16 protein-coding genes are annotated in these 16268 nt (G+C 42.2%); 9 read left to right on the top strand and 7 right to left on the bottom strand.

Annotated features, from left to right (window positions below; genetic code table 11):
* Positions 1–182 precede the first annotated feature (182 nt).
* Together ACUUJN_RS04445 and ACUUJN_RS04440 are read left to right on the top strand one after the other, a co-directional pair.
* On the top strand, positions 183–1223 hold the full coding sequence (locus ACUUJN_RS04445; RefSeq protein ID WP_023987116.1) for an NAD(P)-dependent alcohol dehydrogenase: 1041 nt from the start codon (positions 183–185) through the stop codon (positions 1221–1223).
* Positions 1224–1416: 193 nt separating this feature from the next.
* On the top strand, positions 1417–1680 hold the full coding sequence (locus ACUUJN_RS04440; protein WP_049828455.1) for a DUF3953 domain-containing protein: 264 nt from the start codon (positions 1417–1419) through the stop codon (positions 1678–1680).
* 125 nt (positions 1681–1805) lie between these two features.
* On the opposite strand, the gene ACUUJN_RS04435 is transcribed toward ACUUJN_RS04440, so the two are convergent.
* From ACUUJN_RS04435 to ACUUJN_RS04425, 3 genes are all read right to left on the bottom strand, one after another.
* On the bottom strand, positions 1806–3185 hold the full coding sequence (locus ACUUJN_RS04435; protein WP_028542026.1) for an amino acid permease: 1380 nt from the start codon (positions 3183–3185) through the stop codon (positions 1806–1808).
* A gap of 516 nt (positions 3186–3701) precedes the next feature.
* Positions 3702–4148, bottom strand: coding sequence for a GNAT family N-acetyltransferase (locus ACUUJN_RS04430; protein ID WP_071559262.1), 447 nt, complete (start codon positions 4146–4148; stop codon positions 3702–3704).
* Positions 4149–4197: 49 nt separating this feature from the next.
* Positions 4198–4665 (bottom strand): MarR family winged helix-turn-helix transcriptional regulator, encoded by a 468-nt coding sequence (locus ACUUJN_RS04425; RefSeq protein WP_023987112.1) that lies wholly within the window; start codon positions 4663–4665, stop codon positions 4198–4200.
* Positions 4666–4862: 197 nt separating this feature from the next.
* Between ACUUJN_RS04425 and ACUUJN_RS04420 the strand changes: the two genes are divergently transcribed.
* The 6 genes from ACUUJN_RS04420 (at position 4863) to ACUUJN_RS04395 (ending at position 10221) form a co-directional block, all read left to right on the top strand.
* Positions 4863–5738, top strand: a complete 876-nt coding sequence (locus tag ACUUJN_RS04420; protein WP_484669312.1) for an SDR family NAD(P)-dependent oxidoreductase — start codon at positions 4863–4865, stop codon at positions 5736–5738.
* A 166-nt stretch (positions 5739–5904) separates the two neighbouring features.
* Entirely contained in the window at positions 5905–6585 is a 681-nt protein-coding gene (locus tag ACUUJN_RS04415) for a hypothetical protein (RefSeq protein ID WP_484669311.1), read from the top strand.
* A complete protein-coding gene (locus tag ACUUJN_RS04410) occupies positions 6582–7997 on the top strand; it encodes a phage baseplate assembly protein V (protein ID WP_484669310.1) in 1416 nt (471 codons plus the stop codon). Before ACUUJN_RS04415 ends, ACUUJN_RS04410 begins: the two co-directional genes overlap by 4 nt.
* A gap of 12 nt (positions 7998–8009) precedes the next feature.
* A complete protein-coding gene (locus tag ACUUJN_RS04405) occupies positions 8010–9272 on the top strand; it encodes a pentapeptide repeat-containing protein (RefSeq protein WP_484669309.1) in 1263 nt (420 codons plus the stop codon).
* The gene (locus tag ACUUJN_RS04400; protein WP_028542019.1) at positions 9269–9799 is read left to right on the top strand and encodes a hypothetical protein; all 531 of its coding nucleotides are present in this window, start codon (positions 9269–9271) and stop codon (positions 9797–9799) included. Before ACUUJN_RS04405 ends, ACUUJN_RS04400 begins: the two co-directional genes overlap by 4 nt.
* A gap of 5 nt (positions 9800–9804) precedes the next feature.
* A complete protein-coding gene (locus ACUUJN_RS04395) occupies positions 9805–10221 on the top strand; it encodes a DUF4280 domain-containing protein (protein ID WP_013308879.1) in 417 nt (138 codons plus the stop codon).
* 104 nt (positions 10222–10325) lie between these two features.
* On the opposite strand, the gene ACUUJN_RS04390 is transcribed toward ACUUJN_RS04395, so the two are convergent.
* Positions 10326–11804, bottom strand: a complete 1479-nt coding sequence (locus ACUUJN_RS04390; protein ID WP_484669308.1) for a protein adenylyltransferase SelO — start codon at positions 11802–11804, stop codon at positions 10326–10328.
* Between the two features lie 119 nt (positions 11805–11923).
* The gene (locus ACUUJN_RS04385) at positions 11924–12370 is read right to left on the bottom strand and encodes a VOC family protein (protein ID WP_484669307.1); all 447 of its coding nucleotides are present in this window, start codon (positions 12368–12370) and stop codon (positions 11924–11926) included.
* A 112-nt stretch (positions 12371–12482) separates the two neighbouring features.
* Between ACUUJN_RS04385 and ACUUJN_RS04380 the strand changes: the two genes are divergently transcribed.
* A complete protein-coding gene (locus ACUUJN_RS04380) occupies positions 12483–13421 on the top strand; it encodes a helix-turn-helix transcriptional regulator (protein ID WP_484669306.1) in 939 nt (312 codons plus the stop codon).
* A gap of 132 nt (positions 13422–13553) precedes the next feature.
* On the opposite strand, the gene ACUUJN_RS04375 is transcribed toward ACUUJN_RS04380, so the two are convergent.
* Positions 13554–13925, bottom strand: a complete 372-nt coding sequence (locus tag ACUUJN_RS04375) for a hypothetical protein (RefSeq protein WP_226887842.1) — start codon at positions 13923–13925, stop codon at positions 13554–13556.
* Positions 13926–14084: 159 nt separating this feature from the next.
* Positions 14085–16259, bottom strand: a complete 2175-nt coding sequence (gene gnpA / locus ACUUJN_RS04370; RefSeq protein ID WP_484669305.1) for a 1,3-beta-galactosyl-N-acetylhexosamine phosphorylase — start codon at positions 16257–16259, stop codon at positions 14085–14087.
* Positions 16260–16268: the final 9 nt, after the last annotated feature.

Below are 16268 nucleotides of genomic sequence, written 5' to 3'. Positions count from 1 at the left end.
CCCAAAAGGAATATAAACTTGCGCTTGACTTAGAGTTAACTATAAGGATTAACATTGATTTGCAAGAGAAAAAGTATAAATGGAAATGAATGAAGGGTAACTTCAACCGACTTCAGCTAGTTTTCAATTTATACCGATATAACTGCATTCTCTTGAAAAATACAAATAATAGGAGGCTATTTATGATAACTGCTAAAGCACGCGCTGTCGATGGCCCAGACAAACCGTTTCGATCGGCTGAAATTAAACGACGGGATCTTGATTCATACGATGTTCTGATTGAAATTAAATATGCCGGAATATGCCATTCTGACATCCACACTGCTCACGGTGAATGGGGACCAGTGAACTACCCTCTCGTACCTGGACATGAAATTGCAGGGATTGTCACGGAGGTAGGATCTAAGGTTACAAAGTACAGAGTTGGTGACCGGGTAGGGGTTGGCTGTATGGTTGATTCCTGTGGCGAATGTGAGAACTGTCGTAAAGGAGAGGAACAATACTGCCTTAAAGGAAATGTCCCTACCTATGCTGGTGTTGACAAATACGGCGAGCCTACACAAGGCGGATATTCTACCCACATTGTCGTAACTGAGGATTTTGTAGTGAAAATTCCAGATAACATTGAGCTTGACGTAGCTGCTCCATTACTTTGTGCAGGTATTACGACTTATTCGCCGTTGAACCGCTGGGGTGCTGGTCCAGATAAGAAAGTGGCCGTTGTGGGAATGGGAGGCCTTGGCCATATGGCTATCAAGATTGCACATGCTATGGGTGCTGAGGTAACCGTTCTATCACAAACATTAAAGAAAAAGGATGATGGCTTGCAATTTGGTGCGGATCACTATTATGCTACAAGCGAACCAGAAACATTTGAAAAGCTTGCTGGGCACTTTGATTTGATTATTAACACGGTAAGTGCTGCCATCGATATGGATGCTTATTTTGCACTACTCAATCTAGATGGAACTTTGGTGAATGTCGGTGCCCCTGGGGAGCCGTTGTCACTAAATGTGATGTCCCTTATCGGACATCGCCGTTCATTTGCTGGTTCAATGATAGGAGGCATCCGTGAGACACAGGAAATGTTGGATTTTTGTGCAAAACACAATATTGTTCCTAAAATTGAAGTGATATCGGCCGACCAGATTGACGAAGCCTACAAACGAGTGTTAGCTTCTGATGTGAAGTATAGATTCGTGATTGACATTAGCACAATGTAAGCTATGTAAATCATAAGTTGTACAAGTAATTTTAATTTTGAAGGTGTCCCCAAAGTATTACTTGGGACACCTTCACTTTATTCTGTGTACCATCCTATTGTCTATTTCCTCTTTTTTGTATTTATTTGTAATTCAAAGATTCTACCCTTAGAATATAATACATTAGGAATAAATAGGAAGGGGGAACTTATCTATGTTCAAGAAAATGGATATTTACAGAATCCTCACTTTAATATTTGCTGTAGTTGTTATGATCTCTTCCTCTTTATCACTCGCATACCCAGACACCTATAGGGACTCATACAAAATCGCGCAATTTTTTCTAGGGTTTATATTTTTATTTTCTGGAATTACAGAGTTTAAGGCTAACCGTAAGAGTATTGCAATTATCAACTTCTCAGTTTCCCTTCTCACTTTTTTTGTCTCTATATTTACACTTGTAGTGCGAACAGGATAACCACACGGTTCTATACCTCAGTAACAACCCTTCCGTAGCTCCTCCCTCGTCATGTAAAAGAAAAGCCGAGCGAACTCAGGATCATCTGAATTGCGCTCGGCAAATGTTACGTATTTAGCAATCTTTTAGTTTTCCTCTAATTCTTCAATTCTCTGCCGCTTTCCTATGCCAAAGACAAAATATCCAACAATGACGATCGCCATGAATGATGCCCCGACAATCAACGACAAGCGTGTGTCTGGATTAAACCACATTCCAACGATCACAAGCAACAAAAAGATAATGGTAATGTAATTACTGATCGGAAAAAAACGAGATTTAAAGGTGTGATCCTTCATTTCGTCTTTCCACTTTTTCCTGAATTTAAATTGACTGATGGCTAATGCAAACCACGGTACCATGCCTGGAAGAACACTGGCGCTGTAAATATACAGAAACAGTTTGGAATCAGGCATTAAATAGTTAAATAACACCCCTACCAGCAGCAAGGAAATGGTCGTTATTATACTATTTCTAGGGACGCCGCTTGGAGAAACTTTCCCGAAAAACTTGGGAGCTTGTCCGTTCTTAGCCAACGTGTATAACATTCTTCCCGCACTGTAAATACCACTGTTACAACCAGACATCGCAGCTGTAAGTACAACAAAGTTAATGATACCCGCAGCAGCCACAATTCCTACCTTGGCAAAAGTCAGAACAAATGGGCTACCGATCTCGCCTATTTGGTTCCAAGGATAAATCGTAACAATGACAAAGATTGCACCCACGTAGAAAATCAGAATACGCCAGATGATGTTTTTAATGGCTTTTCGCAGTGTCATCTTCGGATTTTCAGCTTCACCTGCCGTAATACCTACCATCTCTATCCCTTGGTAAGCCGCTGTTACAATACAGAGTGCAAACAGAAACCCTTTCAAACCACCTGCAAAGAAGCCTCCCTGGCTGTACAGATTGGATAGACCTATCGGTTGTCCACCGTTACCGAGTCCAAAGAAGATCATCCCCGTACCAACTACTAACATGAAGATAATGGCGACAATTTTAATCATCGCAAACCAAAACTCAAATTCCCCATAAAATTTCACAGCCGCCAAATTGGCCAATGCAATAATAATTACACCTGCCAAAGCCGGCAACCATTGCGGGATATCTGGAAACCAGTAGCCCACATATACCCCAATCGCAGTAACTTCCGCCATCCCTACGGTAACCCATAAAAACCAATAGCTCCAGGCGGTCAAGAAACCGGCTAAAGGGCTGATATATTTATGAGCAAATGTAGCGAATGAGCCTGTCACCGGTTCAAGAATCAGCATTTCCCCCATGATCCGCATGACAAAAAACATAATAATCCCAGCTAAGAGATAAGCCAGCAGCACTGAGGGACCTGCCCATTTTATCGTACTTGCCGATCCCATAAACAAACCGACGCCAATCGTACCTCCAAGCGCAATCAACTCAACGTGCCGTGGCTTTAGCCCTCTCGTTAATTGTTTCGATTCCAAAAGAACGCTCCCCTTCGTATATGTTCATCATCAAACGCTAATGATCCGGAAAACTGTCCCCAAACATTATTAACTTTTCAGACTGACGTGGTCGTGAGTGAACGACAACAAAGTAGTTCCACGATTCGTAAATATACCAGAAAACCACGTCCTATTTACCGTCCAAACCTTACTGTTTCTAAGACCGAGTCCGTAGCATTAGATGCATTGTATGACAAAAAACGCCTAAATACAACTGCTAATTAGCAGACATTTTTATGCATGAAATGGAAAGGAAGGCTATTCATATTTTCTGAACAATGGTCAATTTAATGTAATGCATTAGAGTGCTAAACAAACATATTTCTTCAATGATAAATATCACGATATTAAGTCTATTTGAAATCCGAGATGAAGATATAACTGGTCAATGGATTGATGCAAGTGGCGGATCTCATCTATAAAATTGAAGGGTTCAAAGCCTAGCTAAAGATCAGGCTTTTGAACCCACTTATTCAATGATGAATGAATATGTATTTATTTGAGATTTTTTATAAAATTTTTCTGATCCTTGGTAAACATATAGCCACGTCGTTCATAGAACCTGTGAGCCTGTATCCGACTTGGGTGAGATAATAGTTTGATCCCAGAAAATCCATGGGACTTTCCCCACTGTTCAAGACGCTCAATCAACATGCTACCTACACCTTGATTTCTATACTTTTCTTTAACGACAAATCCTAATATATTTACCAAAGATTCGGAAAAAAGTAATTCATATGGGCTTCCATGAATATATCCTAATACCTCGTTATTTTCTTCATAAACAAAGATCATATCTTTTGATTCCTTTGTAATCAATTCAATCTTCTCTTTTACTTTTTCTTCAGGAAATAGATATAGATTGGGGTTAAAATCTTGGTTCAACAAATAAATGTCATGATAATCAGATACCCTAATTTCCCTAACATTTTTTTCTTTCACTTTTGAATACCCCCTATTTTCATCATACGATGCTTTATGTCTAAACTCATTAATCCTCGCAATCTTGACCGTTAAAACAATTCAGCATCCCAATAAATGCTTCAAGTTTGGAATCCTCCCATGTTGAAATACGTTGATAAAACTCATTTTCTTTTTCTTTTAAAGCTTCCAAGGCTTTTCCACGACCATTAGCTGTCAGGGATATCAACACCCCCCGGCGATCCTCAGGATGAGTTTCACTTTTTACATATTCCAATTGCTTAAGCTGAGTAACAAGACGGCTGACAGAGCTTCGATCCATAGCGGTGGATTCTGCCAAAAATGTAGCGCTTGCCGGACCGTACGAAAGAAGACAGCGTACGATCAGAAAAGCCGCAGGTTGTAATGATGGATCGAAAAGTGCCGCAGTTTTTACATTGAGTGCATGTGACGCGCTTATAAGTGCATTAAGTTGTTCACCAAGATTCAGTTCTAATTTCTCTCTTGTAGAATTTGGATGTTGAGTTTTATTATCCATATGTCTCCACCTTATTTAAATTAGTATGAATATATTTGACATATATCAATCAAAATACATATACTTGATATATGTCAATCATATTTTCAACTTTGGTAAGTGTCAAGCAGAAGATCTACAGTATAAAGCATCCACAACCGTAAAGCGTAGACATGAATAAGAATGTAATTAGATCGAGAATTTGGAGGATGATGTATATGTCGACATACCCGATTATTGTAATCACTGGTGCTACTAACGGTCTTGGACAATGGGTAGCAATTGAATTAGCCCAACGCGGAGCACATCTAGTCTTAACAGCCAGAAATGAAAAGCGTGCTGAAACGACTAGAAATATTCTGAGAGACTTGGCGCCAAGTACAAAGGTAGACTTTTTTTTCGGGGACCTGTCTCTTATGAAAGATGTCAAACGTATTGGGGATGAAATTAAAGCTAATTATCCAAAGATTGATGTATTAGTGAACAATGCTGGATTACATGGATTTGAACAGCGAATAACCTCAGAGGGTTTGGCAGAAATGATAGCAGTAAACTATCTTGCCCCGTGGCTGTTAACGCATACACTACTCAATTCACTAATGGAATCCACAAATGCTAGGATCGTCAATGTAGCTTCTGAAGCGTCACGCAACCATGGTGAATTAAAATTACCGGAGGATTTAATAGATACATCTGCATTTACCGCAAGAGGTTCATCTAAGATATACGGAAAGACTAAACTTCTTAATATCATGTTTACAGAAGAACTTGGACGTCAGTTGGATGGAACTGGGATCACAGTTAACGCACTTAATCCAGGATTTAACGTTACTGGCCTTGGCCGTGAGTTAGGATTTTCTTCGGTACTTGCAAAAATATTGAACGCTTTGCATATCGGAGACCCACGGAGAGGAGCAGAAATTATTATTCGTTTAGCAACAGAATCCCAATATCAAGAAGTGACAGGCGGATATTTTAATGTTGGTACTGGTAAGCTGATTGTGCCGGCATATCCTGGTGGGGATATCAAGATGCAACGCCTACTTTGGAGTACTACAACCGAATTATTACGGCAAAAAGGCGTTATGGAATGAAATAGAATCTAAAATCGAACAATGTCCCCCCAACGAATGGTTCATTTTGTAAACTAAATCTCTCTTTTAACCGATAAATACATATGTTGGTTCTGTACTTAAATATCTCCTCCCATCTTTACATATTCAAGTACAAACGTGTATTTTTCCTAAAAGGGGGCTTTCTATGAACTATCTAGACGAGCATATACTTAGCCTCAAAGCTAAAATGGTGGATCAGAAGACAGCTAATAACGATAATGTGAAATCCATCCCAGCTCAAACCCAGAAATCGGAACTGGACGGTTCCATGTTTGAAGAAACAAAGCTACTTCATATTGAAAATGATTATCTCACATTGGAGCCCATTACAATACTAGACGGAGAGATTGGTTTCTACATCCCCAAGTCCTTTACTCCTATGCCAATGGAGCAAGCTATAATCAAATATCCTTCAGAGCATCGACCAAAGGTTATTTATACCTCATTTGAGGAGACCATCAATATCACTTTTAATCCTACAGATACCGCTCTGGAAGCGGAAGAGTTGCCCGATTTTGTAGAGCAAATGGCGGATATTTTACGGTCTGTACAACCGATTCGCAACTGGTTAGGTACCGAAATGGTCACCAACTGTTCTGGACTTTCAGTTGGGCAGATTCGTTTTGTGGCGGCGGGGATCGACGGTAATCTATACAACGAAATGCTGCTCTTCATCCACAATGGACGAGTTGTCATAGGTTCCTTTAGCTGTCTGGAGGTAGATCTCGAAGTATGGTTACCTGTAGCAGAATACTGGGTTCAATCCCTTTCTGTCCTTCCACCCTCCATCTATTCTACAAATGAGAAAGGAATGACTACACCATGAGTCTGGGATACGATCAAATTCAAATTCACCCTTATGAACAAATTGATCTGGAGGAGCTTACCTTAACGAAAAAAATTAACGAGCATACTCGGCTTTATTTTACAGGTATTATCCCCGATGACTTGCAAGACAGTTACGTAGAAACGACAGAAAAAAATACCATCATTGAAGTCAGTCAACAAGATGAATCTGGAGCAAGCAAGCCGCTATTTAGTGGGATTGCCCTCTCGGTCGAGGTAAAAGTCGTGCGAGGTGTGTACTATCTGGAGGTGGAAGCCATTTCCCATACGTACCGGATGGACATGAAGCAGCGTACTCGTTCTTTTCAGTATACGAAAATGACGATTCCTCAAATGCTGGAGCACATAGGTAAGGACTATGAAGGACTGGATGTGATCGACGGGGCTACCGGCGGAGAAGCCATCGGACGGCTTGCCATTCAGTATCAAGAGACAGACTGGGCGTTTTTAAGACGCATAGCCTCCCGTTATCATACGAGTCTGATGCCTGTAGCCCGTTTTGACAGTCCCAAATTTTATTTTGGTATTGAGGACAGCCCTGCACAGGCGATACTGGATCATACCCGTTATACCGTACGTAAGCAATTGCTTCCTTTTCGTTATTTTCAGGAGAATGAGCAAACCCAACTGAGTGAACACGATTTTATTTTTTATGAGGTGGAAACGGATGAGGTACTCGACTTGGGCGCTCAGTTGAATTTTCAGGGGCATAACCTGTATGTGATGGAAGCCTACACCGCCATGAGTCAAGGACTGCTGCGGCATCAGTATGTGCTGGGTTCTTACCAAGGATTTCGGCAAAAAAGCTACTACCAGGATAAGCTGGCAGGGGCCTCATTAAGCGGTATTGTGCTGGACGTACGTCAGGATCAGGTGCGCATTCATCTGGATTGTGATGAACAACAGGACACAAACCAAGCACACTGGTTCAACTATTCTACTGTGTACAGTGGCGGTGGCCATACCGGCTGGTACGTCATGCCAGAAAAAGGCGATTCAGTTTCCCTCTATTTCCCCGGTAGTCGGGAAGAAGACGGCGTTGCAGGTAGTGCCGTGAGAAGGGCAGATCGCAAGAGTACGCATAACCATTTTTCCAATCCGCAAATGAAAATATGGCGTACCCCGCATGGCAAGGAAATTCGACTGGGACCGGATGAACTGGTCGTTACAGGTAAGGACGGCGCTATTTATATCAAACTGGACGATAAAGAAGGCATTCATATTGCGAGCAGCAAACAGGTGAATATTACGGCGGGAGGCAATCTCAGCCTGTCTGCGGGAAAGACGATGAGTCTGTCCGCAGGTAGTCAGCTCCGTATGGATTGTAATGGTAGTCATATTGAATTAAGCGGATCGGCGGATATGAAAGGCAGCGAAGTGAAGTCGAATTAAGGATGATTAGACATGGAAAAGCAAACAGATGTGTTAGATCAACAACAAGCGGCTCTTCATCAGGCTTGGTCTTTCATTCGCAAAGAATGGGCGTTGACATGTAAATCAACACAAACACAAAGATTACAGCATATAGTAGAACATTTTCGCGCCTTTTGTGAGCTGGTTCGGCAAAAACAATTTACAGGCCGTAAAGGTCATATCGGTTACATCACCTACTCTATGCTGCGCACCACATGGCTTGAACAGAAGCCCGTTTATCTTGTTGAAGCTACGGATGCCTTATGGATGCTTGATGCTGAGCCCGTTCAGTTGGAGTACGATGCAAGTTGGATTTTTCTCTATTGGACTCAATTACGTGAACAACTTGGGGCTGAAACTTTGAAGCAACAAGTCTCCCTTTCCGAACTTGAATTGGAACAGATCATGCTGGAAGCAGCGGGATATCTTCATACGATGATCGTTAGTCTAGTTCGTCAGGCTATGAAGCAAGCAGTCCACCTACCAGAGTTTGAGGCGTTGGATCGTGAAGAAGCTTTTGAGATTCGCGTCGGAGAGTATATGGATCATAGTGTCTCCGTGTATCGGGAAGATCGGAGACCCATGGATGCAAACATAATAAAGTCTTGGCTGGAGGAAAAAGAAGAATCGGCCTACAGCTACCAAGCACTGTCTCAAGTTCAACTGTCGGATGGAGATTACAGTTCCTTGGATTTTCGCTATACAGTCTTTCGCCAGATCGGGATGCAACAAAGTCGATTGCATCACTGTATCCTCGTAGGCACGGTATGGCAAGAAGCTCAGCTAGATGGAACCGACCTTTCACACAGCCTGCTTCACGGAGCCGATTTCAGTGGCTGTTCCCTGCAAGAGGCTGTACTGGACGAAGTAATAAGCAATAGCGAATATGGATCGGATGCTTGGCTGGATTGGGAACCGTTAGGATTGGATGGAGTGAATTTTACAAGAGCTAATTTACAGGGAGCTAGTTTTCAACATGCACAGCTTCAAGGAGCTACTTTCCAAGATGCCGCGCTGCAAAGAGCTTTATTTAACAGCGCGGATCTAACAGGTGCCTGCTTTGTAGGAGCCGATGTTACTGACGCTTCGTTTATAGGTGCATGTTTAGTAAACGCTAATTTTACAGGAGCAAAACTACACCGGGTAAGCTTTACAGATGACCAACTAAGCGAAGCCATTGGCCTTGCTGCTATAGAAGCGCCCCTGGCTACACAGATAACAGATGCAGTGAGTAAAGGGGAGTGGATGTCATGAGGTATTACCGACTCATGGTGGACGAGCGCGTAAAGCATCGGGTGGAGACTGCGCCCCTGTCTCCCTTGCAGGTGGAGGATATCCTTTCGGGTCATACCCTTCAGGCGGAGGATACTCCCCTGTTTCTAGCAGTACATACAGATCCACGAACCGTATATCCGGATTTTCTGGAGTTCCCTTTGCCACTGGTTTCAGACTCCATGAAAGCCCTGTTGGAAAAATATATGCCGGAGCTGGAATGGAAGGCCGCTATACTTACCGATTTTCAGAAAGCCAGGCAGGATGTGTACTGGGTACTGCGTCCACCTGTGGTGGATTGTCTTTCCTCACAAACCGAGTGGTATCCCGACCACACCTTGAAGCAATTGGTACTTAAACACGGGAAAATCGAATCCTCTATATTTCGGATTGCCGGCTTGTTGGAAGCACGTATCTATATCAATCTCGCGGTAGCGGAAAGTCTGCTGCGTCGTCCATTTACAGGTGTTCGTGTGCAAAAAGTAGAGATGGCCACAAAGGAGGAATAATCCGTATGGAAGAAGCAAGTGTGCAGCCTGGAACAGGTGCGAAAAAAAGCTATGTCGTGGCAGGTGCGATTTTAAGCTGTAGTTACGGTACACAGCCCACGCGTTTGAAGCGCCCTTTTAGCCATGGGGTGTATGTCAAAAATAAAGCTCAGATGAATATTGGAGATTATGTGCCCGGAGTGAACATAAAATCTTTTGGGAATTGCTCCAGTCCGCTGAATCCGGCTGTGCAAGCCAGTGAGATGGTCGATATTTATGGGGTGAAAAAGGCACCGTGTATTCCTGTCCTTACGATGCCTTGGCTGAACGGAAAAAGCGACATGCGCATCGAAGGCCAGCCTGCTCTTACGCAGAACTGTACGCATCAATGTCTTTATTGCGGACACATACAGATCGAAAATGACGGTCAGGAACTGGATTAATCAGTCGCAACCTACCACTATAAAAACAAAATGCGTTGGTGAGAGATTGGCTATCTTCTCCACCAACGCATAATATAGGTTATCTTCAAATAGTTCGCTCCACATCAGGTACCGCAAAAGGTTCGGTAAGGACAGGTGGATTCCTCAGGCAATGTAGAGTAAATTTCCTGTTCGGTAGAGTAGGCATAAGGGTTCGAAAGAACTTCAAGAAGCTTCTCCATCACACGGTAGTCTTCTCGTTCCACCGCAGCTTCCAGTGCTTCTTCTACCCGGTGGTTGCGTGGAATGATTGCAGGATTGCTGCTGCGCATCAGCTGATACGAGGAGGCTTGTGATTCCTGCTGTCTGCCCAGCCTCGCCTGCCACTGCTCGTGCCACTGGGTGAATTCCGCAGTGCTGAACAGAACCGTATCCTCCAGCTTGTTCAAAGTTAGGGCACGGAAGGTATTGGTGTAGTCGGCACGATGCTTCTGCATGATACTCAGAAGCTCCTCAATAAGAGATTCATCCTCCTGCTCTTCGTTAAAGATCCCTAGCTTCGCCCGCATTCCTGCAAGCCAATGATGGTGAAACATTTTTACAAAATCTGAAATTGCATCCTCAGCCAGTGTGACAGCCTGCTCCCTGTTGTCATGCAGCAGTGGCAAGAGCGTCTCAGCAAATCTCGCGAGATTCCACGCAGCAATATGCGGCTGATTGGCATAAGCATAGCGGCCCTGCCTATCGATGGAACTGAACACCGTCTCAGGATTATAGGTATCCATGAAGGCGCAAGGACCATAATCAATGGTTTCTCCGCTAAGGGTCATATTGTCGGTGTTCATCACCCCATGAATAAAACCAACCAGCTGCCATTTGGCAATCAGCTCGGCCTGACGCTTAATCACTTCCTGAAGCAGTGAAAGGTAACGGTTTTCGTCATTGGCAACTTCCGGGTAGTGTCTTTCCAATGTATAATCAGCCAGAGCACGGAGATCTTGGGACGTGCCCCATGCTGAGACGTATTGAAAGGTGCCGACGCGAAGATGACTGCCAGCCACACGGGTCAGAATGGCTCCGAGCTGCTCGGTTTCCCGGATGATCGACTCACCCGTGGATACCACCGCCAAGCTGCGGGTCGTAGCAATATCCAGCGCATGCATCGCCTCACTGATGATGTATTCGCGAAGCATCGGACCAAGTGCCGCACGGCCGTCACCACCACGGGAGTATGGCGTTCTGCCTGAGCCCTTGAGCTGAATATCAACCCGTTCACCCAAGGGATTGATCTGTTCGCCAAGCAGCAGAGCACGTCCGTCTCCTAACATGTTAAAATGCCCGAATTGATGCCCTGCGTAAGCTTGAGCAAGAGGCATAGCCCCTTCAGGAACCTGGTTACCGGCCAGCTCCGCTACGCCATCATTCCCTTGCAGCGCCGTGCCGTTCAACCCCAGTGATGCTGCCAACGGATGATTAAGAATGATCAGCTTTGGTGAGCGGACAGGAGTTAGGTTGAGCTTTGTAAACAATGATTCCGGCAAACGAGAGTAACTGTTGTCGAAGTTCCACCCTATTTTATCTGCTATTTCTTTTTTCTCCGTCATACTGTCTCCTTTTCTGCTGCGGTATCTTGGATTTTCCCATTTTAGTTTTTACTTCTGCCCATTTATTATCCACTTTTCACCATGCTATTGTGCCTTTCAGCTTTTAACATGCTTTTTTATTATAATCGATTATCAAACATTAATTGTATTTGAATACTAAACGGGTCTTCAATAATACCGTAGGCTTGGCTAAACACATTATTAGATAAAGGTACAATAATTTTCACTCGATCATCTGTAATTAAGCTATCATAAAAACGTTTAATTTCTTCTAAGTCAGCACTTTGAATACATAATGAAGTGTTATTACCAACTGTATATTTTTCACTGGGATTCATAGTATCTTCTGCTATCATTACCTTTGTTTTTCCGATTGCTAAGACTGAATGAGAAATATAATTTTTATTTTCATCCGTAAGCTGTATGGAGCTGTCACGTTCGGCCATGTCTTGATAGGTAACCAGAAACAATTCCTTTGCGTTGAAGTGTTTTTTGTAAAAATGTATAGCTTCTTTTGCCTTTCCGTTCATGGATAAGAAAATAGCTACTTCCAGTGTTGTACTCATGGTATCAATCTCCTTTTATATGTGTAGATATCTTATGAATTTGATATATTCCCTTGAACTTATTATCATATAAAAAGGTATCAAAACATGACACCTTTATAAGGAGATTTAGATGAAGAAATCGGAAAGATTAAATGACATGATCAGATACTTAAACAGTCGAGAGTTTTTTAATTTAAATGACCTAATGGATAAATACCATATTTCAAAAAGTACAGCTCTACGTGATATTAATTCATTAGAACAATTAGGTATGCCTATTTTTTCGGAACATGGCAGACATGGACGATATGGTATCTTAAAAAATAGATTGTTATCCCCCATTATTTTTACAATGGATGAGGTATATGCTCTGTACTTTGCAATGTTGACGTTAGAAGCTTATCAATCCACCCCCTTTCACTTAAGTGTTAATCAACTCAATGAAAAGTTTGAACACTGTCTTTCTAAAATACAAATAAACCAGATTCATAAAATGAAAAAGGTTCTACAATTTGAAATATATCAGCATAATCATGTTAGTCGTTATTTAGATAAAATTCTAACAAGTATTCTTAATGAGAGTACCTGTAAAGTTAAATATGTAAAAAATAATCAGAAAAAAAGTTACTATATTCAATTTTTCAAAATTTCCGCTAAGTTTGGTCAATGGTATGCTACTGGAATAGAGTTACATACGAATAAATATAGAGTTTTCAGATGCGATCGAATAACCTTTATAGAAGAAGAGGAGAGCAATTCTCGCTTTTCTATAGATGAACTTCTTAGTCGTTCATTAGAAATGTATCAAGCTGAGAAGAGCATTGACTTTGAAGTAGAGATTGTAGAACAAGCCAAGGATATTTTTTATAAAGAACATTATCCTTCTATGAAAATAGAAAATGGTGATAAGACAGTCATTAAGGGATTTTATAATCCTGGAGAAGAGGAGTTTATAGCTCATTATTTGATGAGATATGGTCATTATGTACGATCAGTGAAGCCTGAATCTTTAAGACAAATGATCCAAGATAAAGTAGAGAATCTCTTACATCACTATCAAAAATTATAAGGTAAAAAGGCTTTTAAGGCAGAATCCAGAAAACTTCACACCCTTTAGGAGATCTTTGGTCTATTTCATTTACATTCTAGTAAAGAAAAGGAACCTGCAAGCTCCTTTTCTTTACTAGCTATGACATTTGAATCATGGCTTCCGTTTGGCAATAACAGCATAGGATACCGTTCTTGTGAATCCAGTTGGATTCCATGCAGTAAATACCCATCTGTCTTCGGCCGCGGAATAATTATTGAGAAGAAACCCTTGTTCATTTCCAGAGAAAGTCCATGCACCGCTAATCAGATTGTAGGCGTTACCGTTAATCGTAGTGCTTCTAAAGCTATTAGGAGAAATAGTGATCGGTGCGAAAGTGAATCGTGCGAACCCATCTCCAAGTTGAGTTACACGAATGGCTTTTTTAAGATTCATAATCACGTGACTATTTTTTTTCAGTTTTTTTCCCAACTTTGCTTCTGTTTTTTTAATTTTCATTAAGGTTGCCTTTCTCAAAGAAATCATCTCCTTAATTGTTTTACTTATAGTTAATGATGGAGTAGATACTTTTGAATGGACAAAATCCCCGGTAAATTGGCTTGATTTTCTGGAGGTGCGGAAACAAAAAGCCCTTCCTTAAAATAAAGGAGGGCTTGATACTGCTACTTCTCATATTTTCCGTTCCTATACCGATTTTGTTAAGCCGATATGGGTGATCATGGTGTCATACGGTTCTAATTCCATGGTTTGTTTGCCATATTCCGTATCAATCGTCGTTCTTTGAAGTTGATCGCTATTGTTAATAACAACCAATATTTTACTTTCTGGATAATAAGCACACTCTGTATATAGGTTATCCGTAATGTACTTCGTTTCATGTAACTCATTGCCTGCAAAGCGAATCAAATTCAGCAGCAACCTTGTGTTTTCCCAGCTGAATTCGAAAGAAGGAAGGTATATCCCCTTTCCTTTACCAAAGGCATGAGTAGACAGTGTTATCATACCACTCGTTTCTTCCACTACCGCAGCTGACCCATCAGTAAGATAAATGCTATTCTTTGGCGCTATACTGGCTCCTTCAGGCACCAATCCATGCTCATCCCTAACCTCATAAGTCCATCTTCCATGACCTACTCTGGAGCCTGTATCCTCATCCAGTCCAAGAACATGTGCCATTCTGAAAAAGCTGTCGTGACCTTCAACCGCAGAAGGCTGGTTGATGCCAATAAAGGTACCACCCTCATAGACCCATTTCGTCAGTAAGTCCACACACTTGTTGTCATTCCAGTACTCCCCACCACTCCATGCTGAACCAGCAGAGCCGGCATTGATCACTACATCACAATCCTGTAGAATTCCCTGACGGATATCTTCAAAATCAATGAATTGCACTTCAATCGGCAATCCGGATAAAGCCTCATTGACATGAATCAAATCATGCATATACGTTTCATGGAAATGTCCGGACAATGTCCACGATCTCAATTTTCCCCAACTATGCAGAATAGCTACCTTCGTCTTCATGTGATAGGGCTTGCCTTCATGGTGCAGTTCCTTAATTTCTCTGAACTCATTGGCAATCTTTTCGATGTAATCGCAAAAATCCGGGTAAGGCTCTACAAGGTGCAAATATCCGCCCAGTCCAATTCGGTCAATAGGCTCCCGCAGCAAGGCGCGCCGAATATTAATCCAATACTTTTTGGCATCCAGCGTGGGGTTCCCCCCTTCCATAAAGGTAGGAAGCCCGCCTAAACCAACCGGAAATAAGTATGGATGCAGCCGAATCTCATGTGTATTCACTTTTACACCTGAGCAAAGTCTCGCCTCGTAACCTGAGAACACACATTTAATCAACCCGTCAAATCCAAACTCTTGAAAACGGTCATTGTAAGGCTCCATACCAACCCAACTGTCATCATAGAAAACATAGGCCAGCTTGTCGTGCCTATGCACAATGTCAATTAATTTCTTGCCAAATTCGATTACAAAATCATTGATAAATGCCATCCAATCCAGCTTGCGCTGCTCAGCCGGGATATGACTGACGCGGTATTTCCCGCCATTCACAAAATCCTCGGCAGTCATCGAATACCCGTATTTCTTGGCAAACAGATCAAGCGCTCTTGAGCTTACCGTAAAATCGTATGATCCCCAGTCAGAGAACAGATGGCGATTGCGCTCATTGCTGCCCCAAATCCAGGCGAAATTATAAAATAAGGAGGTAAACCGAACAACCGTGGTTTCCTTATGCTGGAGACACCAATCCTCCATCCAATCCAGCAGATACTTTTGCGTTTCTACATAGATAGGATCTATCTGCATCAAATGCTCTTTGTCCCAATGATTCGTTGTGTGATTGTACATGGAAATCTCTTCCCAGATCCGGTAGGCCATGAAGCTTACGGTGTATTTATGCCAAGGAACAATTCCGGTAATCACCACATTTCCAGATTCCCTTTCATAATTCCACTGTTCTCTTGGAACTTCCTCCCCAGTCGTTCTGTCAAAAACCTGCCAATAGTTAAACGCCTCTTTGGAATCATTAACTCTGAATTGTTCAGCAAAAAAATCCTCCATCAGATAGATGGATATATAATCTTGTACAGCTACCTTCGGATTTGTAATTAAAAAACACTGCTGCAGCTTGTCAAGATTGTGGGACGCCCACTCGTTATGATCTCTGATGATACAGATTGTCGAATATATGCCGTACCCAGCGTTAATAATCTCGTCGGACAATTGCGTGCCGTCACTATCACGAATGACATCGGCACCCCACCGTTCAGCTAATTTTAGGGTCAGCGCCTCATAACCAGATTCTCCCGGTAGTGTAAAGGCCCCCGTTGTTTGTTTAGACAACTTCGATCC

The organism is Paenibacillus sp. LRG-1, assembly GCF_057220305.1.
The sequence above is the reverse complement of the archived record's forward strand: the minus strand, read 5'-3'. Positions and strand labels throughout refer to the sequence as shown.

Excerpts from the sequence above, each read along its gene's own strand:
- ACUUJN_RS04445 (WP_023987116.1), top strand. The coding sequence starts at position 183 with ATGATAACTGCTAAAGCACGCGCTGTCGATGGCCCAGACAAACCGTTT.
- ACUUJN_RS04440 (WP_049828455.1), top strand. The coding sequence starts at position 1,417 with ATGTTCAAGAAAATGGATATTTACAGAATCCTCACTTTAATATTTGCT.
- ACUUJN_RS04425 (WP_023987112.1), bottom strand. The coding sequence starts at position 4,665 with ATGGATAATAAAACTCAACATCCAAATTCTACAAGAGAGAAATTAGAA.
- ACUUJN_RS04420 (WP_484669312.1), top strand. The coding sequence starts at position 4,863 with ATGTCGACATACCCGATTATTGTAATCACTGGTGCTACTAACGGTCTT.
- ACUUJN_RS04415 (WP_484669311.1), top strand. The coding sequence starts at position 5,905 with ATGAACTATCTAGACGAGCATATACTTAGCCTCAAAGCTAAAATGGTG.
- ACUUJN_RS04410 (WP_484669310.1), top strand. The coding sequence starts at position 6,582 with ATGAGTCTGGGATACGATCAAATTCAAATTCACCCTTATGAACAAATT.
- ACUUJN_RS04405 (WP_484669309.1), top strand. The coding sequence starts at position 8,010 with ATGGAAAAGCAAACAGATGTGTTAGATCAACAACAAGCGGCTCTTCAT.
- ACUUJN_RS04400 (WP_028542019.1), top strand. The coding sequence starts at position 9,269 with ATGAGGTATTACCGACTCATGGTGGACGAGCGCGTAAAGCATCGGGTG.
- ACUUJN_RS04395 (WP_013308879.1), top strand. The coding sequence starts at position 9,805 with ATGGAAGAAGCAAGTGTGCAGCCTGGAACAGGTGCGAAAAAAAGCTAT.
- ACUUJN_RS04390 (WP_484669308.1), bottom strand. The coding sequence starts at position 11,804 with ATGACGGAGAAAAAAGAAATAGCAGATAAAATAGGGTGGAACTTCGAC.
- ACUUJN_RS04385 (WP_484669307.1), bottom strand. The coding sequence starts at position 12,370 with ATGAGTACAACACTGGAAGTAGCTATTTTCTTATCCATGAACGGAAAG.
- ACUUJN_RS04380 (WP_484669306.1), top strand. The coding sequence starts at position 12,483 with ATGAAGAAATCGGAAAGATTAAATGACATGATCAGATACTTAAACAGT.
- ACUUJN_RS04375 (WP_226887842.1), bottom strand. The coding sequence starts at position 13,925 with ATGATTTCTTTGAGAAAGGCAACCTTAATGAAAATTAAAAAAACAGAA.